This window comes from Cohaesibacter marisflavi (assembly GCF_900115225.1).
Lineage (GTDB): Bacteria > Pseudomonadota > Alphaproteobacteria > Rhizobiales > Cohaesibacteraceae > Cohaesibacter > Cohaesibacter marisflavi.
This window is the reverse complement of record NZ_FOVR01000002.1, coordinates 707,281-730,110: the sequence shown is the minus strand read 5'-3', so window position 1 is coordinate 730,110 and position 22,830 is coordinate 707,281. Positions and strand designations below refer to the sequence as shown.

Genomic DNA, 22,830 nt, shown 5'->3' with positions numbered 1-22,830 from the left:
GGGTGGATTCGCGGACGCCATCGTCGATAGCCAGAAAATGCTTTTCACCTCGCGAGTTCACCCCGATCACCACCAGGGCACAGAGCCGGTCATCAGTGCCACGCAGGCCGCTGTAAATGCCGTCCGCCCAGATGTAGACCCATTCATCACGGCTGATGTCAGCTTTGCGCCAATCCTCATACTCTGCCGCCCATTGTTTCTTCAGCCGAGATATTGTCTTGGCAGAGAACCCGGTCGCGTCCGGCCCGAGAAGTGCCTTCAGAGCGTCCTCCATCTCACCGGTCGATATGCCCTTGAGATACAGCCAGGGCAAGGCTGCCTCGATAGACTTGGACTTGCGGACATATGGCGGAACAAGGGCTGATGCGAGGCGAGACATCTTCAACTACATCGAAATGTTCTACAATCCAAAACGCAAACACGCTACAAACGGAATGCTCTCGCCTGTCGAATACGAGAGACAAAAGATTTGAAGCCCCAAGGTGTCTACAATTCTAGGGGCAATTCAAAACTAGGTATTGGGATTCATTTAGAAGTCCCGATACGGGCAAGGCCGTCGGTAAAGTGTATCATGGCCAATCAATGGACTCTTACTATGATTCAAAGGTTGATAAGGCGATGGGCGAAAGCGCCGCAATAGTTGCTATCAAGAGCCTCCCCGGACAAGAATATGATTTGAAGGCATCATACCCTGGGCATAAGGGGAAATCTTATCATGGCTTTATGTTAGATGGAAAATACACAACTCTAAGAGAAGCTGGAAACATGTTGGCGGGACAAAATGCAGCAACTCATGGGAAGTCATTTACAGACTTTCAGAAGAGTGCTGGTCGCTTGCATGAAACAAATTATTTTGGTTGGGCATGGCGTGAGTTCACAGGAAAAACTATGGGGCCTCCGCCTAACTACGGAGAGATCGATTATCAACGAACTCGAAGCGAGTATGGGTATATAAAAGGCTATCTGCAACTACATCCACAACAACCTTTACTTCCGTGATATGAATATGAAGAAAACAAATTTTTTGCTATCTTTAGTTGCGGCGACTCTTGCGACGATTTGGTTTTTCTCTTATTCGTACAGAGAAGAAATTTCAATAATTCTGGACATCTTCCTTGAAGGCAATACTAGAGAAAATATTATTTGCTCTTCAAAAAAATCTAACTGCGTGAAGAAAGTATCGGTTAGAAATGGTATAGGGTCTAACTATACAACTGAGGTTTATGTATTTTTTAATCGTCTAGATAGTTTTTCGGCTGGATCCTTGCCTGAGAATTGCATTATTTTCGAGCCAGAAACCTTTGTTGAAATTAAGTGGGTGACTGAAGATACGATTGATGTGAGTTATGAGGGTGGTGATTATCAAATAATTGGAAAAATTCCAAATTCTGTAACTATCAATTTTTTAAAACAAGGATAGATATGATATATGGTCGCTATTGAGACATCTATTTTCAACGGCGAAAATTTCCAGATTATCCAATAGGTCTCCTTCACGTGGCCTTTTCTGTTTCTGAATAACCAACGGTCTTCGTACAAGCATATTTTGAAAAGCCGACATTCAAAAATTTTGCAGCATCATTCACAATGGGCTCGAAGCGGACTGATGCGGTGCATCGTCGCCCGATCAGAACCATCAATGTGGATTTCCCACCTCCCGAGCAGCCTGACAAGATCACATGTTGCATCATGCTAATTCTTTTCCTTTCCTGCTGAGTGTACTGCCGATCCGATTTGCCGCCTTTTTTGCGCTGCAGTGCGCCCCCTATCGGAGCGCTCTTGCCCAATGGCACATACAGGTTCTTTCTGGCTCAGAAGCCGTCAGAGACAACCAACCGGAGCCAAGCGAGACATGAGCCAACCAGATCGCATTATTCGCCTTAAGACCGTTCTCGATAGAACGGGCCTGTCCCGATCAACCATCTATCGGAAGATGGCCGAAGGGACCTTTCCTGCACAGATCAAGATCAGCATCCATGGCACAGGATGGCGAGAGTCAGAGGTCAATCGTTGGATTGCCAATCCTGCAAGATGGCGAGCTGGTACCGCGCCTGACGCGTCTGGCAAGGAGGTTTTATGATAACCACCAATCAGCGGCGCCGTATTAACAACCTATTTGCCGCCTTATCACGCAGCTCATCCAGATAGTCACTCCACCACTGATGCATTCGGACGCGCTCTTCCCAGTAGCGACCACGATTGTAGATACCGCAAATGCTGTTTGCATCTTCATGAGCGAGAGAGCGTTCTATAGCATCAGGACTCCAAAGACCGCTCTCGTTAAGAAGCGTTGAAGCCGTCGTTCTAAATCCGTGCGCCGTCACCTCGCCCTGTGCATAGCCAATACGTCTCAGTGCCTGATTGACCGTATTCTCGCTCATTGGACGCTTAGTCGTATGGTAGGCAGGAAAGACAAAGCCCTTGGGGCCTGTCATCGGCATAAGTTGTTTAAGATATGCGATGACCTGTTTTGACAAAGGCGTCTGGTGAGGACGCCGCATTTTCATGCGCTCCGCAGGGATTTTCCAGATAGCCGCATCAAGATCGAACTCAGACCAATGCGCCTTTCTGAATTCTCCAGGACGCGCCATAATGTGTGGGACTATCTGCAAGGCAATCCGCGAGATGGGATTGCCTGGATAGTTATCGATTGCCAGAAGCAGATCGCCAACGCCGTCTGGCTCTATGATAGCCGCATAGTGCGTCACCTTTGGCCTAATCAAAGCGCCTCGAAGAACGACTGTAGGATCTTCCTCTGCCCTCCCCGTCGCCACGGCGTAGCGAAAAACACAACTGGCGAAGGAGCGGCAACGCATAACCGTTTCATACTTTCCGTGCGCCTCGAGCCGCTTCAGAACAGCGAGAATATCAAGAGGCTTTAGTTCAGTTACAGGTCGTTCATCGATCAGTGCGAACTGCCGAATAAGCCAATTGGATTTCTCAATCGTTTTGGGCGACCTTCCTTCAGCAATCTGCTTTTTAATATATTCTCGACCGATATCGCCGAAAGTGTTTGAGGCTGCGAACGCTGCAACGAGCTTTTCGCGCTTGCGCTCAGCAAGCGGATCCTCTCCGGCATCAAGCCTTTTTCGTGCTTCATTTCTTTTGTCACGCGCCTCAGCAAGGCTCACATCGGGATAACTTCCAAGGGAAAGGCGTTTTTGCTTCTTCATGAAGCGATATTTATATCGCCAAAGCCTCGCTCCACTCGGGGAAACTTCAAGATAGAGCCCGAGACCATCGGTGCATTGATAGGCCTTGTCTTTGGGGCGAAGTTGTCGAATTTGAAGATCTGTCAGTGCCACAGCAATTCTCCCTGGTTCAGGAGCGATCAGGTGGCATGAAACCCTAAAATTGGGGCCATCAATGAATTCATGAAAAATCTTGGCCCCAAATATGGCACCAAATATGGCCCCAGACGGGTCGGATCTGATGAAATCGCCTGACACACTCCGAGAAATCTGAGACCTAAAAATCCCATAATTCCAAGGACTTGTCGATATAAGTGGGACGGGCTTGGAAAAAATTATGGTGCCCGGAGGCGGATTCGAACCACCGACACGCGGATTTTCAATCCGCTGCTCTACCAACTGAGCTATCCGGGCATTTGCTTTATCATTTCGCTTTGAAAAAGCTATCTGACAGAAGCGCTTGCTTGGGTTATCAAAGCAACCCTGCAATTTGTTTCGGCGTTATAGAAGGTTCATATAGCCCTGTCCAGTGCGCTTTTGATGTTTTCTACAGGGCTTCGCATTTTTTTTCATCTGGTGAGGAAAAGTTTCAAAAATAAGCCCGAAATCCCGCCAGAAATTAGACACATGCCCACAAAGGCGATGACTATCTCTTTGTTTTGTCGCTCAAAAAGGAAAAACAGCAAGCCCTTAATCCTGCAGATCGAAATCGCTCTCATCAGGATCATCCTCTTCGCTTGCTGGAATGGCGTAGACACCAGTCAGCCAGCGGCTGAGATCGACCTGTTTACAGCGATCCGAGCAGAAGGGATAGTTTTCTTTTGTTGAGGGCTTGGAGCAGATCGGACAGGGACGAGATCGACGCATACCGGTCACCTTGCCGCCTGCTGCCGCCTTTTCATCTTCCGGTTTCTTTGTCATGCTTGCTTCATCCTCGATACGCATCAAGAGGCGTGCGCCTTCAGACTGGTCGCCTTATTCAACGCCGCCCAACCATTTCAGCCGCAGGGGATAGCCCTCGCCGATCAGCAGATTTGCCGTCTCGTGCAGCGGCAGGCCGACAACCGAACTGTAAGATCCGACAAGATTGACCACGAAGGTTCCGGCGATGCCCTGAATGGCATAGCCGCCCGCCTTGCCTCGCCATTCGCCCGAAGCGATATAGGGGTCAATATCATGGTTGAGGCGCTTAAAACGCACTTTGGTGGTGACAACCTTGGTGCGCGTTTTTCCCTTCGGAGTGATGAGGGAAATGCCCGAAAAGACTTTATGGGTCCTCCCTGAAAGCAGGGTGAGACACTGGGAGGCCTCTTCTGCCAATTCTGTCTTTGGCAAGATGCGACGTCCCACGGCGACGACGGTATCGGCAGCGAGGTAATAGCACCCTGCCAGATCCGGATCATCCTTGCAGGCCTTGTAAACCGCTTCGGCTTTTGCCTCAGCAAGACGTTTAGCCAGCGCGCGCGGCTGTTCATTCTTTTGCGGTGTTTCGTCCAGATCTGCTGGTTTGAGCGCATAGGGCTCAATGCCGATCTGCTGCAACAGTTGCAAACGGCGTGGTGAGGCAGACGCCAGAACAAGGCGATGAGAATCAGTCATAACGCTATCAGTATTCATAGGGCTTGAGCGCAACGGGCAGCTCGGCCCCTATGCGCTTCAGGCATTTACACAATGACAGATGGACCTGCCCCCGTAGGGCTGGCCTGAACGCAAGGAACGGATCTTTGCGCCATTTTCACCGCCTTCAATAAGTCGTTGACCACCCCGTGGCGGGGGAATGACAGGCCAAACAGAACAGAAGCGCGCAGCGGATACCTTCCCGCTTGCGCTGAGCTCTTATTTGAAGCGATAGGTAATACGACCCTTGGTCAGGTCATATGGAGTCATTTCCACCTGAACCTTGTCGCCAGCCAGCACGCGAATACGGTTTTTACGCATACGCCCTGCCGTATGAGCCACGATTTCATGGTCATTTTCCAGTTTCACGCGGAAAGTGGCGTTTGGCAGCAATTCGGTTACAACACCGGGAAATTCCAATACTTCTTCTTTCGCCATAAGCGTAATTCAATCCTTTTAGGTTGTTTTTCTGTTAGAAAAGACTATGCGCAACAACAACGCATAATCCTCATCTTTGTTTCACCTTTGCCCGATTTGGCCACATTGGGTACATGCCCTTGTGGCTTCTGGCAAGAGGAGCGAGACGGTAAGGCCACCAATGCGTGAGCGCCTTGCGCCCGAATTGGCTACAATCCCCATCCATCCCGCAGATTTGCTTGATAATTGACTTTAGCATGAATCCGCTTGCATCCATGCAAGAATTCGACCCGATGCATTCCGTTCTTATCAATGAGATTGCGCGCAATCTAGTCCAAAGCGGATTTGAGTGCAATCGCTTCACGCATTTTTCGCGAAATCTGCCGTTAGAGCGGCAGAAAGTCTCATCTGTTCTTCAGCAGACCTTCATGAATTCTTTGTCTGGCAGAGCCGTCAGGACCCCTTCCCCCGCTCCCCGGTGCGTCACGCCTTGATGTCGGTGATCCATTCGAAGCGATCCTTGAGCTTGACGATAAGGCCATCGCGCACCGCACGATAGGAATCCATGATCTGCTCGCGTGAGCCTGTCACCAGAGCAGGATCCATGGTCGGCCAATATTCCGTTTCAACCGCATGCCCACGGCTCCATTCAAGCGCCCTGTGGTGGGCTTCCGGTGCCAGAGAGACGATCAGGTCGAAATAGCTGTCTTCCAGATCATCAAAGCAGCTGGGTTCATGTTCGGATATATCCAGACCGATTTCTTCCATAACAGCCGCAGCAAAAGGGTCGGGCTTGCCGCAGCGCACACCGACAGACTGCACATAGAAGGTGCCGGGGAAAAGGTGTTTGGCAAGGGCTGCCGCCATCGGCGAGCGAATGGCATTCATGCCGCAAGCAAACAATATGGAGTCGGGGCGAAGATCGGGCCCAATGAGACCAAGAACCATGCTACCCCCGCCAATGCAATGCGCAGATCAGCGTAAATAGGCGCCGCGCGGTGGCAAAGTCCGTTTCGATCTTCCCATCGAGACGGGCTTGCAGGATCTGGGATCCCTCATTGTGCAATCCACGACGTCCCATATCTATGGCTTCGATCTTACTCGGCGTGGCGGTTTTTATGGCTTCATAATAGCTATCGCAGATCAGGAAATAATCCTTGATGATGCGGCGAAATGGGGTCAAGGAGAGAATATGCGTGGCAATCTGGTCGCCATTCTCAAGCTTGATATCCATCACCAGTTTCCGCTCGATCATAGAAAGATCAAGCCTGTAGGGCCCGCCCTCGTCATGACCGACGGGGTGGAAATTATTTTCCTCGACAAGATCGTAAATGGCAACAGAGCGCTCATGCTCGATATCGGGAGTGGCCGGTTGAATGGATGTCGGGTCCAGCACGATCATGCAAAGGGAAAACGGTCCCTGACCGGTATCCTGAGCATTCATTTCGCAAGACTTGACGCCCTGCTGCTGATCGGAGGTCTGCATATGATCAACCTCCTCTTCCCGTTCAGCCATTTTGCACCATGCGTTATTATCCCGAGCATTCGGCAGGCATGTTTGCCCAACTTGGCTGCTGGAGTCAAACTTTCTGCTTAAGGGGTAGCACGAAATTCGAGCTTTCCGGCCAGTTATTCCATGTTCAATCGTTTAGCAACAGAGCGGGCATGCGCTTCCAGCCCTTCCTGACGGGCAAGGGTCACGGCCGCTGGGCCGATCTGGCGCAGATTCTCCACGTTGCATTCAAGCACGGATGTACGCTTGACGAAATCAAGCGTGGAGAGGCCGGACGAGAAGCGAGCCGAGCGCGCCGTTGGCAAGACATGGTTGGAGCCACCGACATAATCGCCCACTGCTTCCGGCGTATAATGGCCAACAAACACTGCGCCCGCATTGCGTACCTTGTCCAGATAATCGGGGGCGTTATCCATCGCCAGCTCCAGATGCTCGGGTGCGATGCGGTTGGCCAGCGCCATGCCGGTTTCCCAATCGGGCACAGTGATCACGGCACCATAATCGGCCCAACTCGCTCCGGCGATCTCGGCCTTTGGCAACGTGGTCAACAGGCGCTTGACAGCTTCCTCGACGGCGTCGGCTGTGGCTGCATCATCGGTGATCAAGATGGCTTGTGCCACCTTGTCATGCTCGGCCTGCGCCATCAGATCGACAGCCAGCCAATCAGGGTCATTATTCTTGTCGGCCAGAATGAGCACTTCGGATGGCCCAGCGATCATGTCGATGCCCACGAGCCCGAAGACGCGGCGTTTGGCAGCCGCCACAAAGGCATTACCGGGACCAACAATCTTGTAGACCGGCGCGATGCTTTGTGTGCCATAGGCCAGCGCAGCCACGGCCTGTGCGCCACCGATACGGTAGATCTCGTCCACGCCAGCCAGCTTGGCTGCGGCCAGCACCAGCGGGTTGAGCACATCATCAGGGGTTGGCACCACCATCACGAGGCGTTCAACACCGGCCACCTTGGCCGGCACCGCATTCATCAGAACCGAAGAGGGGTAAGCCGCCAGCCCGCCAGGCACATAGAGCCCGACCGCCTCAATGGCGTTCCAGCGCGAGCCGAGCTTAACCCCGAGCGCGTCTTCATAGAAATCGTCTTTCGGCAGTTGGCGTGCATGGTGAGAGCGGATGCGCTCTGCGGCCAGCTCCAGCGCCTTCATCACCTCAGGATCAACCTTGGCGACGGCAGCCTCTATTTCAGCCTCGCTAATGCGCAGGCCTTTTGAGCGCGCATCAAAGCGATCGAACTTGGCTGTATAATCGTAAAGGGCGTCATCGCCTCTCGCCCGGACCTCATCGATAATATCGCGAACGATGGCATCGACATCATCGGAGACTTCCCGTTTCATTGCCAGCAAATCAGCAAAGGCGGCATTGAAATTGCTATCGGTTGCGTCAAGACGAATGGCCATGGCGGGTCCTCTCATGTGCGGCTTTTCTTGCAGACGGACGCCTCGGAGCACAAGAGATCGACTGTGCGGACGTCGGCGCATTTATGAGAGTTTCTTGTGTGAGAGGCAAGGGAAAATCTATAAGAGCGGCAAGTTTGACATGCGCAGCCGGACGACAGGCCGATCAAGCCCCGTCACCCGATGAATTTTTCACATACCGGACGCGGCAGTCAGGTCATGCTGGAAGACGCCTTACGTCAGGGACCAATCCTTGCGCCTTGCGCCTTGCGCCTTGCGCCTTGCGCCTTGCGCCTTGCGCCTTGCGAAAAGCGCGCAGCTTTTCCCTCTTCAGGCAACCACCCTTTTGATATACGGCACGGCTTCCGGTCTATTTCTCTCCACGAGACCAGCGGCCATCCTTGGGTGATCGAAACCACATCATGAACAGCCAGAAAGCGCCCAGAGCGATAACCGCCCCAAAGATGATCCAATAGATATTTTCTAACATTTCTCTTCTCCCCTATAATGCAAGCCTACACCACAGCAATCCTGAAGCATATTCGGCTTTCCGTGCAACCCTATAAATATATGAATATATTCTGTTGATGACGGCTGCTTTTACGCGCAGCACCGTCCTCCTTTGCTCAAACCATTCTAAGATAAGTCCGGCATTCAAAATCGGTGATGGCTGCCGATACGATCCGTTCCTCTGCTTCGCGCGCGTGCGTGTAGCAGACATGGAAATCCTGCCCGAACAACGCCTCGGCCCATTCAGAAGTTCCAAAGCTGGCGATGGCTTCCTGCCAGATGGGCGTCAGCGGTTTGTTGGCAGCCACATCCTCCAGCGTTTCAACCGGCTCACCTGGATCGATGGCTTCGTCAAAGCCGGTCAGAGCGCCAGCCAGAAGGGATGCAATCACCAGATAGGGATTGGCATCCGCCCCCGCAACCCGATGTTCAAGGCGGGCTGCTGCGCCCTTGGCGGTGGGCACGCGGATGGCCACGGCTCGATGGTCATAGCCCCAGCATGGGGTTGTCGGCGCATAGCTTTCGGGTTGAAAGCGTCGATAGCTGTTGGCGTGAGGCGCATAAAGGATCTGGCATTCGCGCATATGTTTGAGCAAGCCACCGATAGCATGACGCAAGGGCAGATTGGCCTCAACGTCACTGTCGCCGCCAAAAATGTTGGTGCCCTCTTCATCCTGCACAGACATGTGGATATGGAAGCCATTCCCCGCCGAATGGGCATAGGGTTTGGCCATAAAGGTCGCATCCAAGCCATGTTTACGTGCCACATTGCGCACGACCCGCTTGAACAGCATGCAGTGGTCCGCCGCTTCCAGAGCGCTTGGCACATGCAACAGGTTCATCTCGAACTGGCCGGGACCGAATTCGGAAATGGTCGTCTCGGCGGGAATATTCTGGATCTGGCAGGCCTGATAGATTTCGGCCAGAACCGGTTCAAAGGCGGCGATGATGTCCATATTATAGACCTGACTGCCCGTCAGGCGTTCGCCAAGACCGGGCACCATGGGCCCTTGCGGGTGACCGGTGGCGGTTGTTTCGCCATCTATGAGATAGAATTCCAGCTCTGTGGCAACGACCGGCGTCAGCCCTTTTTGAGAAAAACGCTGCTGCATACGGGCGAGAGTGCCACGGGTGTCATAGCCGCAGTCTTCCCCCGTCACCAGATCCTTCATGGTCACCAGCACCTGCGCGGTGGGCTCGCTGGCCCATGGCACCATGCAAAGGGTGCCGGGCACTGGCATGCAAACCCCATCCGGGTCCCCCTTCTCCAGCGCAATGCCGACTGCTGGCACATCATCGCCCCAGATATCAAGGGCAGCGGTGGAACGGGGCAGGCGCACGGCGCCATCGGCAAGCTTTGTCAGCATGTTTGCAGGCAACCATTTGCCCATCAAGGAGCCGCAGAAGCGGGGCAAAAGCATTTCCACCTTGACCAGATCCGGGTGGGCCTTGAGGAAGGCCTCGGCCTCGGCCTTGAAGCTGATGGTTTGCTGGTTTGTCTTTTCGGTCTTCAGCATGAGTGTCTCGTTTGTTCAATTGGCCTTTGCAGCCCGGATCGATTGGATAAACAGGCTTACAGGGTTAGCCGCTTGCAAGCAACGGTTTCGCGCCCGAGACCGTTGCGTCCTTTTCTACCTTGTTTGTCATTTAGGTGTTTCTCAAGTCGCCATAAGCCTAAGCTCAAGCCATAGACCTAAAGATCACCCCTTTAGCCGCCTGCAACAGCAGCCCTCTCCTCGCGACGGCGTTGCACTTCGCGCCGTTTGGTCAGAAGCGACGCAGCGATGACACCCGTTGAAACCAGCACCACGAGGATGGTTGAAAGGGCGTTGATTTCAGGGGTCACCCCAAGACGCACCTGAGAATAGATCTTCATGGGCAAGGTCGTAGCCCCCGGACCGGAGGTAAAGGAGGCGATCACCAGATCATCCAGAGACAATGTGAAGCTCAAGAGCCATGCAGACACGATAGATGGCAAAATGATCGGCACGGTGATCTGGAAGAAAGTCGCCATGCGGCTTGCGCCCAAATCCATGGCCGCTTCTTCCAGAGACATGTCGAATGTGACCAGCCGCGAGGATATCACCACGGCGGAGTAACACATGGAGAAGGTGACATGAGCCAGTATAACCGTCCAGAAGCCACGATCGAAATCGAGCGAGACGAACAATAGCAACAGTGATAGACCGGTGATCACTTCAGGCATCACCAGCGGCGCATAGACCATGCCTGAAAAAAGCGTCTTGCCGGGGAAGCGCCCTGCCCGCACCAGCACCAGGGCCGCCATGGTGCCAAGGATGGTGGCAAGCGTTGCCGAAACAAGCCCAACCCGCACCGTGACCCACGCTGCATCCATGAAGCCCTTGTTGGCAAATACGGCACTGTACCATTTGGTTGAAAAGCCGCCCCAGACCGTCACCAACCGGCTCTCATTGAACGAAAAAATGATTAAAAGCACGATGGGCAGGTAAAGAAAGGCAAAGCCCAGAGTGAGCGCGGAGGCATTGAAAAAGCTGAACCGTCTCATGAGTTACGCTCCCTTTTCCTGTTGCTTTTCCTGCTGCCGCTGGAACAGCACGATGGGCACCACCAGCAGGATGAGCAGGATCACGGCAACGGCAGAGGCCACCGGCCAGTCGCGGTTGGAGAAGAATTCCACCCACAGGGTCTTGCCGATCATCAACGTGTTGGAACCGCCCAAAAGATCGGGGATGACGAACTCTCCCACCGCCGGAATGAAGACAAGGAAGCAACCGGCCAGAATGCCCGGCATGGAGAGCGGCACAGTGATCAGCCAGAAGGCCTTGAAGGGCGAGCAGCCCAGATCGGTTGCGGCCTCAAGCAGGGAATCGTCCATCTTTTCCAGTGATGAATAGAGGGGCAGCACCATAAAGGGCAGATAGGAATAGACAATGCCGATATAGACCGCGATGTCCGTGTTGAGGATCGTCAATGGATCGTCGATGATGCCCAGATGCATCAGGGCCATATTGAGCAGCCCCTCTTTCTTTAGGATGCCGATCCACGCATAGACGCGAATGAGGAAACTCGTCCAGAAGGGCAGGATGATCAGCATCAACAATGTGGGCCGCCATTCGCTGGGAGCCCGCGCCATGGAATAGGCAATCGGATAGCCGATCAGCAAGGCCAGCAGGCTGGACACCACCGCAATTTCGAGACTGGAAAGATAACTCTTCCAATAGAGATCATCCTCCATCAGCCATGTGAAATTCTCCAGATCCCAGCCTGAAATCATATTCCAGAAGCCCGTCCAACCCTCGGACCAAGCGAAGGTTGGCACATAAGGTGGCATGGCAATGGCAGTATCAGACAGGGAAATCTTGACCACGATGATGAATGGCACAAGAAACAGAACCAGCAGCCAGATATAAGGCACCAGAATCAGCAGGCAGCGGCCCCAATTTTTTGGCAAGCTCATGCGGCGCTGTGTTTTCGGGCTGTCCGGCTGGCCATTGGTCATCAGGCCAGCCCCTTCGGTGATGTTGCTCAATTCGCTCATGACCTCATCGCTCCAACAACACGCAGCCGCCAGCGCGCCAATGCACATAGACCTCATCGTCCCATGTGATGGCACGGCGATGCAGATGCTCCAGATTGGCTTCCTGCGACTTGATGATCTGGCCGTCTTCTGTCTCCACATGATAGGTGGAGATGTTGCCGGTATAGGCGATATCGAGCACCTTACCCTTGAGGATATTGTGGGTGTCGGTGGGATATTCCTTGGTGATGCGCACTTTTTCAGGACGCACGGCCACCCACCTTTCCGTTCCCTTTTCGGGGAAACTGACCGGCTGCGGCAGGCGAATGCGCAAGGGGGCATAATCTTCATGCCATGCGAGCTGAACGATGTCGTCTTCCTTGTCGTCCGGCCCCAGAATGTGCCCGCCGATGATATTCACGTCGCCCAGAAAATCAGCCACATACCGACTGTTCGGCGTTTCATAGATTTCCCGTGGCGTACTGACCTGCACCAGCTTGCCCTGATCCATCAGCGCAATACGGCTCGCCACCGTCATCGCTTCTTCCTGATCATGAGTGACGATTACAAAGGTCGTACCGAGCTTCTCCTGAATGGTCATCAACTCGAACTGGGTCTGCTCACGCAGCTTTCTGTCGAGCGCCCCCAAGGGTTCATCGAGCAATAAAAGCTTGGGTTTCTTGGCGAGGGAACGGGCCAGCGCCACGCGTTGCCTCTGACCGCCTGAAAGCTGGTGCGGCTTGCGCTTGGCAAAGGCCTGCAACTGCACCAGCGCGATCATTTCCTCGACCCGGTCTTTGATCTCTGCCTTGGGGCGCTTCTCCTGCTTGAGACCGAAGGCGATATTCTGCTCCACACTCATGTGCGGGAAGAGCGCATAGGACTGGAACATCATGTTGACGGGGCGCCGATGGGGCGGGATGTCTGTCAGATGCTGCTGCCGCATCATGATGGAGCCCATGGTCGGTTGTTCAAAACCGGCAAGCATGCGCATCAGCGTCGTCTTGCCACAGCCGGAGGGGCCAAGCAGAGCGAAAAATTCACGCTCGTAAATTTTCAAATTCAAATTGTCGATAGCGACGAAGTCGCCGAATTTCTTGGTGACGGCGTCAAACCGTATCAGCGGCTTTTCTTTCGGATCACTCCAGGGCGCAAAATTGCAGCCGGATCCGGAATTGGGGGAACCATTCATTCTCACTCTCGCTATCCAAATGCCCGATGGACACCATAAAGGGAGGCTTTAGGCGATGCCCTCGAACCACATACAATGCCAATTTACGCCACTGGCTCACGCAGAAGCCCGGCACGCGGCCACCACGCTGCGCGCCTTGCCAAATATCTGACTGTGCCCTGCAATCGGCAAACAGTTTGCCTCACCGCAAAGGAGGCTCAGACGGAAAAGCCGGGCCCAAAAGGCCCGGCGCGTCTTCCTTACTGTCCTGATTTCACCTTGGTCCATGCGCGAGTAACCACACGCTGGATTTTTGGCGGGTAAGGCATATGTACAAACAGCTTTGCTGTTGTTTCCTCATCGGGATAGACCGCAGGATCGCCTATAACATCTTCTTCAAGCAGCTCCTGGGAAGCCTTGTTGCCATTGGCGTAATAGACATAGTTTGAGGCTTTGGCGATCACGTCCGGGCGCATGATGTAGTTGAGGAAGGTGTGGGCTTCTTCCACATTTGCCGCATCGGCCGGAATGGCCATCTGGTCGAACCACATCTGAGCCCCTTCCTTGGGGATGATGTAATTGACTTCGACGCCATTATCCGCTTCTGCCGCACGGTCGCGGGCCTGGAAGACATCGCCCGACCATCCGATGGCCAGACAGATGTCACCATTGGCCAGCGCGTTGATATATTCAGAAGAATGGAATTTCTGAACATAAGGGCGAATGGAAAGCAGCAGCTCCTCGGCGGCGGCGATATCGTCCTTGTCATGGCTGTTGGGATCTTTCCCCATATACATGAGGGTCAGCGGAATGACTTCGGTAGGTGCATCCAGAATATAAATGCCGCAATCGGCGAATTTGGCCGCGACTTCCGGTTTGAAGACCATGTCCCATGTGTTGAGCGGCATATCGCCCATGCGTTCCTTGGCTGCTGCTACGTTAAAGCCAACGCCGGTGGTGCCCCACATATAGTTGATGGAATAGTCATTGCCCGGATCATAGGCTGCGGTGCGTTCGGAGACCGCGTCCCACATATTCTTCAGATTGGGCAGCTTAGATTTGTCCAGCTTCTGAAAAACGCCGGCCTGAATCTGGCGCTGAAGGAATGTGCCGGTCGGAACCACAATGTCATAGCCGGTGGAGCCTGCCAGCAATTTGGTTTCGAGCACCTCGTTGGAATCAAACACGTCATAGGTGACCTTGATTCCGGTTTCCGCTTCAAAATCGCTAATAATGGATTCGTCGATATAATCCGACCAGTTGAAAATATGGAGTTCTTTGTCCGCCGCGATCCCTGTGCCTGTTGCGGTAAGCAGCGCCGCTACAGCGAGTGCGGTTTTGGAGAAAAGCTTGCCTGCTTTGTCTGCCATCGTGTAAGTCCCCTCGATTCTATCGGGAATTGTGATGATTGCGATGGGCTGTTGTCGCCCGATTGGCCTTTTTGGCCATTATTGCAAAATTTGATCACAAAATTTTCCTTGCCGCAAGCCTTTTCGATCAAATTGTCTTTGCATGTTCGAGAAGCGCCGGTATAAAGGAGCCATGACCAAGGATGAGATCGTACAACCTGACACGACACCGGAAAGCGCGGCTGAAGCAGAGGCCAGGCCGCTGACCGCGCACGAGCGGATCTATCAGGCCCTGCGTGAGCGCCTGCTGTTTGGCGGCTTCCTGCCGGGCAAAGCAGTGACCCTGCGTGGTCTTGCGGATAACTTGGAAGTTTCCCCCATGCCGGTGCGTGACGCCGTGCGTCGTCTGACAGCAGAAGGCGCGCTTGAAAGCCACGGCAACCGGCGGGTTTCCATTCCCGCCATGACCGAGAAGAAATATCACGAGATCAACCTCACCCGCTCCCTGCTGGAGCCAGAACTGGCAGAGATGGCCCTACCCAATGTGACCGAGGCCGAAATCCAACGTTTGATCACCATTGACGATGCCATTGATGCCTGTCTGGAAAATGGCGATGTTGAAGGCTACATGCGGGGCAATCACGCTTTTCACTTTGCCCTTTATGAAATGGCCCGGTCCGATGTCATCATCAAACTGGTGGAAAATGTCTGGATGCAATTTGGTCCTTTCATGCGTCTTGTTTATGGGCGACACGGCACAGCGAACCTGATTGACCAACACAAACAGGCTATTGACGCCCTGCAACAGGGCGATAGCGCAGCCCTGCGCACAGCCATCTCGGAAGATGTACATCAGGGCACTTTGCTACTGAGCGATGATCTGTAAGACACCCCCTTTCCAAATCCTCCGATTACCCGCAGACTGACCGCTGCCAGCCTTTCTTTGCGCTTCCGCGAAAGGGGCAAGGCAATAAAAGTGCAAAGTCTCTCAATTTGTGATCACAAATTTTCCTTGCTTTGTGATCACATCCTGCGATACGTTACAAATGCAATCGCACTGGCTGCGATTTGACTTCAACAGGTAATTTCATGACCAGCTCAGAAGACAAGACACCCAAAGCTCCTACCCCTACCCCGTCCGACAGTAGCAGTCTGGGAGACGGCATTCCCTTGCCGCAAAAGGCAGAAGAGGTGCGCGAATGGATGCGCTCGCGCCACATTGATGAAGTCGAGTGCGTCGTGCCCGACATCGTGGGCATTGCGCGCGGCAAGGCCATGCCAGCCTCGAAATTTTCAGGCCTCAATCCGACCTATCTACCGACATCCATTTTCTTCCAGACCATCACCGGCGCCTATATCGAAATGGAAGACCGGCAGGATTTCATGATGGAACGGGATATCCAGCTGGTGCCGGATCTCTCCACGGTGCGTTCAGTGCCCTGGGCCAACGATCCGACGGTGCAGGTCATCCACGATCTGTACACGCTGGAAGGCGAGCCGGTGGAGCTGGCCCCGCGCAATGTTTTGCGCCGTGTGATCGGCGGCTTTGAGGCGATGGGCTGGAATGCTGTTGTTGCGCCAGAGCTGGAATTCTATCTGACCAAGCGCAATTCCGACCCTGATTACCCACTTGAGCCCCCCATCGGGCGCTCCGGACGGCAATCTGTTGGGCGGCAGGCCTATTCCATTGCTGCGGTAGACGAATATGACCGCATTATAGAGGATATCTATGATTTCGCTGAAGCGCAGGGTCTGGAGATCGACACGGTCATTCAGGAAGGCGGCGCTGGGCAGCTTGAGATCAACCTCATTCATGGCAATCCGCTTGATCTTGCCGACCAGATTTTCGTCTTTAAACGCCTTATTCGTGAAGCGGCCTTCCGGCATGATTGTTATGCCACCTTCATGGCCAAGCCGATGGATAACGAGCCGGGCAGCGCCATGCATATCCACCAGAGCGTGGTGGACGCCAAGACCGGCGCCAATGTCTTCTCCAATGAAGATGGCGAGCCGAGTGAGCTGTTTTATCACTTCCTCGGAGGCCAGCAGACATATCTGCCGGACGTGATGAGCATCCTTGCGCCTTATGTGAACAGCTACCGCCGTTTGCTGGCGGGCGATTCCGCGCCCATCAATCTGGAATGGTCCATTGACAACCGCTCCGTTGGCTTGCGCATTCCCAACTCTTCGCCCAAGAACCGGCGCATCGAAAACCGCCTTGTTGGCGCGGATACGAATCCGTATCTGGCGATTGCCGCCAGTCTGGCCTGCGGCCTTCTGGGCATCATCAACAAAGACAAGCCCAAGCCGCAATTGCAGCATCATGCTCATCACATGCCCTTCTCGTTGCCGCGCTCGGTGCATCATTCACTTGGGCGGCTGGAGAAGAACGAGCAGTTGCACGATCTTTTGGGGCCGGATTTCGTCACCATCTACAGCCAGATCAAGCTGCATGAATCGGAAGAATTCAATCAGGTCATCAGCCCATGGGAGCGCGAGCACTTGCTGCTGACTGTCTAATTCACCCTTTGCCTTTGCCAATCGCCATCTGTCCAGCCGCCATCAAAGAGTGGCATCCAGAGACGGGAGACCAACATGACTTTCATGGCCAACCTGCCACCGACCCAAGAGCTGCAACAAAAGGATGCCGCCCATCATCTGCATCCTTTTACAGATACCCAGGAGCTCAATGAAAAAGGCGCGCGCATCATCACCCGTGCCGAGGGCGTGTATCTTTATGACAGCGAAGGCAACCGGATGCTGGATGGCATGGCCGGGCTCTGGTGTGTCAATGTCGGCTATGGGCGCAAGGAAATTCAGGAAGCTGCGATGCGGCAGATGGAGCAGCTGCCCTATTACAACACCTTTTTCATGACCTCCCACCCGCCAGTGGTGGCCCTTTCGGAAAAACTTGCCTCGTTGGCACCACCTCATATCAATCATGTCTTCTATGGCAATTCCGGCTCGGAATCCAACGACACGGTGGTGCGCATGGTGCGCCATTATTGGGCCAGCATGGGCAAGCCTGACAAGAAGGTCATCATCGCTCGCAAGAATGCCTATCACGGCTCCACGGTGGCTGCGGCCTCTCTGGGCGGCATGAAGGGCATGCATGCGCAAGGCGGATTGCCCATTCCCGATATCACCCATATCGACCAGCCCTACTGGTATGGCGAAGGTGGGGACATGGATCCGGCAGACTTCGGCCTGATGCGCGCCCGCGCTCTTGAGGAAGAAATTGACCGGATCGGCGAAGACAAGGTTGCGGCCTTTATCGCCGAGCCCATTCAGGGGGCGGGAGGCGTAGTCATTCCACCGGACAGCTATTGGCCGGAAATCCAGCGCATTTGCGATGAACGCGACATTCTGCTGATTGCCGATGAAGTGATCTGTGGCTTCGGGCGTACGGGCAACTGGTTTGGCTCGGACACCTACCAGATCAAACCCGATCTGATGACCATCGCCAAGGGGCTCTCCTCTGGCTATCTGCCTATAGCAGGTGTGCTGGTCTCGGATCGTGTGGCCGAAGGCTTCATTGCCCATGGGGGAGAATTTGCCCATGGCTACACCTATTCAGGCCATCCGGTGGCCTGCGCAGCTGCCTTAACGAATCTCGAAATCATGGAGCGCGAACATATCGTTGAAGGCGTGCGCGACCGGGCAGCGCCTTATCTGGCAGAGAAATGGGCCGCGCTGGGCGATCATCCGCTGATCGGGGAAGCCCGCTCCAAGGGGCTTGTTGCCGCACTTGAGCTAACGCCAGACAAAGCTGCCCGTGCGCCTTTTGCCGCCAGCAAGGGAACCGTCGGACTCATTTGCCGTGAACATTGCTTCAATAACGGGCTGGTGATGCGCCATGTGGGCGATACCATGATTATCGCGCCGCCACTGGTCATCTCCAACAGCGAAATTGATGAGCTGGTCAACAAAGCCGCCAAATGTCTTGATTTGACATTGGCCGACATCAAGGCCCGCGATCTTTATAAATAACTCTACCCTGTGGGGGAGGCATTGAGCCAAGGCCAAAGGCCGAAGTGCAAAGCCTCTCCCACACAGCACGCATTGCAATAGGTGCTTTCATGAGTCTTAGCAGCCCCAAGGGCGGTTTTCTGCATGGCAACGACAAGCAGGGGACCTATCCAGACAGTTATTACGCCGCCACAGCCAACCCGCACGATCCTCTGCCCTCTCTGAAGGGAGAGCAACAATGTGATATCTGCGTGATTGGTGGAGGCTATGCCGGGCTTTCATCAGCCCTGCATCTTGCCCAACAGGGGCACAAAGTCATTCTGCTGGAAGCCCATCGGGTTGGCTGGGGGGCTTCGGGGCGCAATGGTGGTCAGGTCTGCACCGGCCAGCGCCTGGAGCAAGATACGCTGGAGAAAATGGTCGGAACCGCCGATGCCCGTCTTTTGTGGGATATCGCGGTGGATGGCATCCAGATGGTCAAGGATCTGATTGCGGATCACGACATTGCCTGCGACCTCAAGCCCGGCACGCTGCACGCCGACCACAAGCCCCATTATGCCGAAGACTCCAAAGCCTATGTCGACAAGCTCAATTGCGAATATGGCTATGAGCATATTCGCTATGTCAACAAGGCTGAGGTGGAGGAGATGGTTGGCTCGACCGCCTATTATGGGGGTATGGTGGATATGTTTGCCGCCCATCTGCATCCGCTCAACTATGCCTTAGGTCTTGGAACTGCTGCGCGTAAGGCAGGCGCGATCCTTTTCGAGAATAGCGAAGTGCAGTCTATTGAAAAGGGAGACACCGTCACGATCAAATGCACCCAAGGCCACGTCAAGGCCAAGCATCTGATCATCGCCTGCAATGGCTATATCGAAAGTCTGGTCCCGAAGGTCGCCGCTCGCGTGATGCCAATGAACAATTATATCATCGCCACCGAACCGCTCGATGAGGGACTGGCGCGGGAGCTGATCCGGGATGATCTCGGCGTGGCAGACAGCAAGTTCGTCATCAATTATTATCGTCTATCCGCAGACAAGCGCATGCTGTTTGGGGGAGGAGAAACCTATAGCTTCAAGTTCCCCGAGGATATCAAGTCCTTCGTGCGTCAACCGATGCTGGAAATCTATCCGCAATTGAAGGATGCGCGGATCGATTATGGCTGGGGTGGTACGCTGGGGATCACGGTCAACCGCATGCCCTACTTTGCCAAGCTCGACAAGAATATCATCAATGCCAGCGGCTTCTCCGGCCATGGAGTGGCTATTGCCACCATCGCAGGAAAGCTGGTGGCCGACCTGATTGACGGACAGGCAAGCCGGTTTGACGCCATGGAACATGTACCGACCTACCCCTTCCCCGGCGGACGGCACTTGCGCCATGCCCTTCTGGTCATGGCGATGCTCTATTACAAAATGCGCGACAGGATCGGCACGCCAGCACGACCATAAAACATCTTGAGATTTGCTTTGTAAAAAAGGGGCCTTGTGGCCCCTTTATCGTCTGGAATTGATCTTCCCAATCAGGGGCGCGAGACCGCCTTGATCTCAAGAAAATCATCCATGCCGAAATGGCCGCCTTCACGGCCCAATCCGCTCATCTTGTAACCACCAAAGGGGCTGCCCCAATTGATGTCGGAGCCATTGAGGCGCACCATGCCGGCCCTCAAGGCCTTGGCGACGCGCATACCGCGCGCTTCGTCTCCCGTTTCGATGAAAGCAGCCAGACCATAGGGTGTGTCATTGGCAATGGCGATGGCTTCCTCTTCGCCCTCAAACGGGATCATCGTCAGCACTGGGCCGAAGATTTCTTCCCGCGCGATGGTCATCTCGTTGGTGGCGTTGCCAAAAACGGTTGGTTTGCAGAAATAACCCACATTGCGCCCTTCCGGTTTACCCGTTCCTCCCGCCAGCAGGGTGGCGCCTTCATCAATGCCTTTCTGAATGAGAGCCTGCACTTTGTCATATTGCATCTGGCTCACCAGCGGTCCGATATGAGCGCCATCCTCGGAGGGATCGCCGACCTCAGTTGCTTCTGCTGCGGCCTTGGCGATCTGCATTGCCTCGTCATAGACGCTTTTCTCAACCAGCATGCGGGTTGGCGCATTGCAGGACTGGCCGGTATTGTTGAACACGGCGCGCGCGCCTCGGGTGACCGAGCTTTGCAGGTCTGGCGTATCGGCAAACACCACATTCGGGCTCTTGCCACCCAACTCCAGAGCCACGCGTTTGACGGTATCCGCAGCATCCTTTGTCACGGCCACCCCACCACGTGTCGAGCCGGTAAAGGACATCATCTGCACATCCTTGTGGCGCGAGAGAGCCGAGCCGACCACCGGCCCTTCACCATTCACAAGGTTGAACACGCCTTTTGGCACGCCCGCCTCATGCAGAATTTCCGCATAGAGCATCGCCGAAAGCGGCGTCAATTCGGATGGTTTGAGCACCATAGTGCAGCCAGCGGCCAGCGCCGGAGCGATTTTCAGCACCATCTGGTTCATCGGCCAGTTCCACGGCGTGATCAGGCCGCACACCCCGATGGGTTCGCGCAGAATGATATCGCCACAACAGGTGCTTTCAAATTCATACTCTTTCAGCGCATCAATAAAGCCTTGCAGATGCCCGACCCCGACACCTGCCTGTGCCGCATGGGAAAGCTTGCAAGGCGCTCCCATCTCGGCGGTGATGGCGTCGGCCATTTCATCGTAACGCGTTTTATAGACCGCCAGAATGCTTTCCAGCAGGTCAATGCGCTCGACCTTGGTTGTTTTTGAAAAGCCTGGAAAAGCGGCGTTTGCAGCCATCACAGCCGCATCGGCATCGGCTTCGCTTCCCATGGAAATAACCGCGATCACCTCCTCGGTTGCCGGATTGATGACATCCAGATCCGTAGCAGAGATCGGGGCTACCCATTCCCCGCCGATAAAGAATTTGCGTTTGTCCAACATGATTGCTGCGCCCCTCTGCGCTTATCTTATATTATCCGGCGTTTGCCGCCTTTTTGTTGATCCATTCGGCTTCTCGCGCTTTGAGAAATTCCACGATCCCCGCACCGATGGCCACTCTGTCGATTGGTTGTGCGAGTGACGTTGCTGCCTTGTCTGCGATGGACGCCCCCAGAACATCGTCCCGCTTTTCCTCGATCAGATCTGCAACGAAGTCGGCGCTGAATTCGGGATGTCCCTGAAAGGAAAGCACCTGATCGCCATAGACGAGCGCGGCAGCCGGGCAGAAATCATTCGACGCGATCACCTCCGCTTGTGGCGGGACTTCAACCACCTGATCCTGATGGAAGGCAAGAATAGAGAAGGCATCCTGTCCGGCAAGATCCGTCGCGGCCAGCCAATCGGGTTTGGTCGTGCTCCATTGATAGGCCTGATGACCTACGCCCCAGCCTTTTTCAGATTTGATTACCTTGCCACCGAGCGCCTCAGCCAATATCTGATGCCCAAAACAAATACCGACCATTGGCACCCCTGCGACATAGGCCTTGACGATGAAGGCCTTGAGCGCATGAATCCATGGATAGTCTTCGTAGGCACCAAATTTGGAACCGGTGATCAGCCAGGCATTGCAGGTGTCGGGACTTGGCGGCAATTCGCCTTCAAGAGCCACATAATACTCAAATTTCCAGTGCTCAGGCGCGGTCGCGCCGACCATCTGGGCAAACATCTCGGCATAGGACGGGAATTTTCCTGCCAGAGCCTCGGGTGGTCGCCCGGTTTCCAAAATGCCGAGCGTGAATGGTTCAGTCATGGGTGCTATCCAGAGCTCTGGCCTCAGAGCTATCTTGAAATTAAATTGTGATCACAAAATACTGTGTCAGCGGTCACACGTCAATCGTCCTGAGGCACTCTTTCTCCTCGGTTTCAGGGGCTAAAAAGCCTTAAAATCCATCAAGTATCGGCCACTTTCCTGCGTTTTTCGGGCAAAAACAGGAAGGATTGATCATTGTTTGATAGAATTTGTGATCAGAAACAATCGCATGAAGCCTCTTGCTGCAAGATCCATTCCTGTTTCCGTCCTCTGGCATGACTCCCATGAGAGTCAGATTCCGCGTATTGTCTCTCGATAAAGAATATTCTCAAAATTTAGAATTGATTGCCGCCTTTCAAGATGGCATACACAAGCATAGGCGTGATTTGTTCGCTCCGAGTCATCGTCGCTTGGCCCGGTCATAAAATGA

21 protein-coding genes, 1 tRNA gene and 2 pseudogenes are annotated in these 22,830 nt (G+C 54.1%); 8 read left to right on the top strand and 16 right to left on the bottom strand.

Features of this window, described 5'->3' with window-relative positions:
• Positions 1-364: pseudogene (locus BM258_RS06690) on the bottom strand (transposase); the annotation flags it as partial.
• Here BM258_RS06690 and BM258_RS06685 point away from each other — a divergent pair.
• The 4 genes and pseudogenes from BM258_RS06685 to BM258_RS06665 form a co-directional block, all read left to right on the top strand.
• Positions 354-473 (top strand): annotated as a pseudogene (locus BM258_RS06685) (IS3 family transposase); the annotation flags it as partial. The pseudogenes BM258_RS06690 and BM258_RS06685 overlap by 11 nt on opposite strands.
• Positions 474-582: 109 nt before the next feature.
• Positions 583-999, top strand: coding sequence for a hypothetical protein (locus BM258_RS06680; RefSeq protein WP_090070292.1), 417 nt, complete (start codon positions 583-585; stop codon positions 997-999).
• A gap of 7 nt (positions 1,000-1,006) precedes the next feature.
• The gene (locus BM258_RS06675) at positions 1,007-1,420 is read left to right on the top strand and encodes a hypothetical protein (RefSeq protein ID WP_139229215.1); all 414 of its coding nucleotides are present in this window, start codon (positions 1,007-1,009) and stop codon (positions 1,418-1,420) included.
• A 432-nt stretch (positions 1,421-1,852) separates the two neighbouring features.
• On the top strand, positions 1,853-2,080 hold the full coding sequence (locus BM258_RS06665; RefSeq protein WP_090070285.1) for a helix-turn-helix transcriptional regulator: 228 nt from the start codon (positions 1,853-1,855) through the stop codon (positions 2,078-2,080).
• Positions 2,081-2,090: 10 nt separating this feature from the next.
• Here BM258_RS06665 and BM258_RS24405 read toward each other — a convergent pair whose 3' ends face one another.
• From BM258_RS24405 to BM258_RS06600, 13 genes are all read right to left on the bottom strand, one after another.
• A complete protein-coding gene (locus BM258_RS24405; RefSeq protein WP_175527951.1) occupies positions 2,091-3,305 on the bottom strand; it encodes a tyrosine-type recombinase/integrase in 1,215 nt (404 codons plus the stop codon).
• 224 nt (positions 3,306-3,529) lie between these two features.
• Positions 3,530-3,605: transfer RNA gene (locus tag BM258_RS06655), tRNA-Phe, on the bottom strand.
• 276 nt (positions 3,606-3,881) lie between these two features.
• Complete coding sequence (gene yacG, locus BM258_RS06650; RefSeq protein WP_090070458.1) at positions 3,882-4,112, bottom strand: DNA gyrase inhibitor YacG; 231 nt, start codon at positions 4,110-4,112, stop codon at positions 3,882-3,884.
• A gap of 54 nt (positions 4,113-4,166) precedes the next feature.
• A complete protein-coding gene (locus tag BM258_RS06645; RefSeq protein ID WP_090070281.1) occupies positions 4,167-4,790 on the bottom strand; it encodes a Maf-like protein in 624 nt (207 codons plus the stop codon).
• 237 nt (positions 4,791-5,027) lie between these two features.
• Positions 5,028-5,246 carry a translation initiation factor IF-1 gene (gene infA, locus BM258_RS06640; protein WP_090070279.1) on the bottom strand — a complete coding sequence of 73 codons (219 nt, stop codon included), beginning with the start codon at positions 5,244-5,246 and terminating at the stop codon, positions 5,028-5,030.
• Positions 5,247-5,708: 462 nt separating this feature from the next.
• Complete coding sequence (locus tag BM258_RS06635; RefSeq protein WP_090070277.1) at positions 5,709-6,173, bottom strand: arsenate-mycothiol transferase ArsC; 465 nt, start codon at positions 6,171-6,173, stop codon at positions 5,709-5,711.
• A 1-nt stretch (position 6,174) separates the two neighbouring features.
• Positions 6,175-6,669, bottom strand: a complete 495-nt coding sequence (locus tag BM258_RS06630) for a UPF0262 family protein (protein ID WP_090070457.1) — start codon at positions 6,667-6,669, stop codon at positions 6,175-6,177.
• 185 nt (positions 6,670-6,854) lie between these two features.
• A complete protein-coding gene (gene hisD / locus BM258_RS06625; RefSeq protein WP_090070274.1) occupies positions 6,855-8,150 on the bottom strand; it encodes a histidinol dehydrogenase in 1,296 nt (431 codons plus the stop codon).
• Between the two features lie 623 nt (positions 8,151-8,773).
• Positions 8,774-10,174, bottom strand: coding sequence for a glutamine synthetase family protein (locus tag BM258_RS06620; RefSeq protein WP_090070271.1), 1,401 nt, complete (start codon positions 10,172-10,174; stop codon positions 8,774-8,776).
• A 191-nt stretch (positions 10,175-10,365) separates the two neighbouring features.
• Positions 10,366-11,184, bottom strand: a complete 819-nt coding sequence (locus tag BM258_RS06615) for an ABC transporter permease (RefSeq protein ID WP_090070269.1) — start codon at positions 11,182-11,184, stop codon at positions 10,366-10,368.
• Positions 11,185-11,187: 3 nt separating this feature from the next.
• Positions 11,188-12,096: an ABC transporter permease subunit gene (locus BM258_RS06610; RefSeq protein WP_090070455.1), complete on the bottom strand. Its 909-nt coding sequence runs from the start codon at positions 12,094-12,096 to the stop codon at positions 11,188-11,190.
• Between the two features lie 85 nt (positions 12,097-12,181).
• Positions 12,182-13,348 (bottom strand): ABC transporter ATP-binding protein, encoded by a 1,167-nt coding sequence (locus tag BM258_RS06605; RefSeq protein ID WP_090070267.1) that lies wholly within the window; start codon positions 13,346-13,348, stop codon positions 12,182-12,184.
• A 239-nt stretch (positions 13,349-13,587) separates the two neighbouring features.
• The gene (locus tag BM258_RS06600; RefSeq protein WP_090070265.1) at positions 13,588-14,697 is read right to left on the bottom strand and encodes a polyamine ABC transporter substrate-binding protein; all 1,110 of its coding nucleotides are present in this window, start codon (positions 14,695-14,697) and stop codon (positions 13,588-13,590) included.
• A gap of 172 nt (positions 14,698-14,869) precedes the next feature.
• On the opposite strand from BM258_RS06600, the gene BM258_RS06595 reads away from it, so the two are divergent.
• The 4 genes from BM258_RS06595 (at position 14,870) to BM258_RS06580 (ending at position 20,096) form a co-directional block, all read left to right on the top strand.
• On the top strand, positions 14,870-15,562 hold the full coding sequence (locus BM258_RS06595; protein WP_090070453.1) for a GntR family transcriptional regulator: 693 nt from the start codon (positions 14,870-14,872) through the stop codon (positions 15,560-15,562).
• Between the two features lie 203 nt (positions 15,563-15,765).
• Positions 15,766-17,196, top strand: a complete 1,431-nt coding sequence (locus BM258_RS06590; protein WP_090070263.1) for a glutamine synthetase family protein — start codon at positions 15,766-15,768, stop codon at positions 17,194-17,196.
• A gap of 75 nt (positions 17,197-17,271) precedes the next feature.
• Complete coding sequence (locus tag BM258_RS06585; protein WP_090070261.1) at positions 17,272-18,666, top strand: aspartate aminotransferase family protein; 1,395 nt, start codon at positions 17,272-17,274, stop codon at positions 18,664-18,666.
• Positions 18,667-18,755: 89 nt separating this feature from the next.
• Positions 18,756-20,096, top strand: a complete 1,341-nt coding sequence (locus BM258_RS06580; RefSeq protein WP_090070259.1) for an NAD(P)/FAD-dependent oxidoreductase — start codon at positions 18,756-18,758, stop codon at positions 20,094-20,096.
• Between the two features lie 71 nt (positions 20,097-20,167).
• Here BM258_RS06580 and BM258_RS06575 read toward each other — a convergent pair whose 3' ends face one another.
• Positions 20,168-21,592, bottom strand: coding sequence for an aldehyde dehydrogenase family protein (locus BM258_RS06575; RefSeq protein ID WP_090070257.1), 1,425 nt, complete (start codon positions 21,590-21,592; stop codon positions 20,168-20,170).
• A gap of 31 nt (positions 21,593-21,623) precedes the next feature.
• Entirely contained in the window at positions 21,624-22,400 is a 777-nt protein-coding gene (locus tag BM258_RS06570; RefSeq protein ID WP_090070255.1) for a glutamine amidotransferase-related protein, read from the bottom strand.
• Between the last annotated feature and the right edge of the window lie 430 nt (positions 22,401-22,830).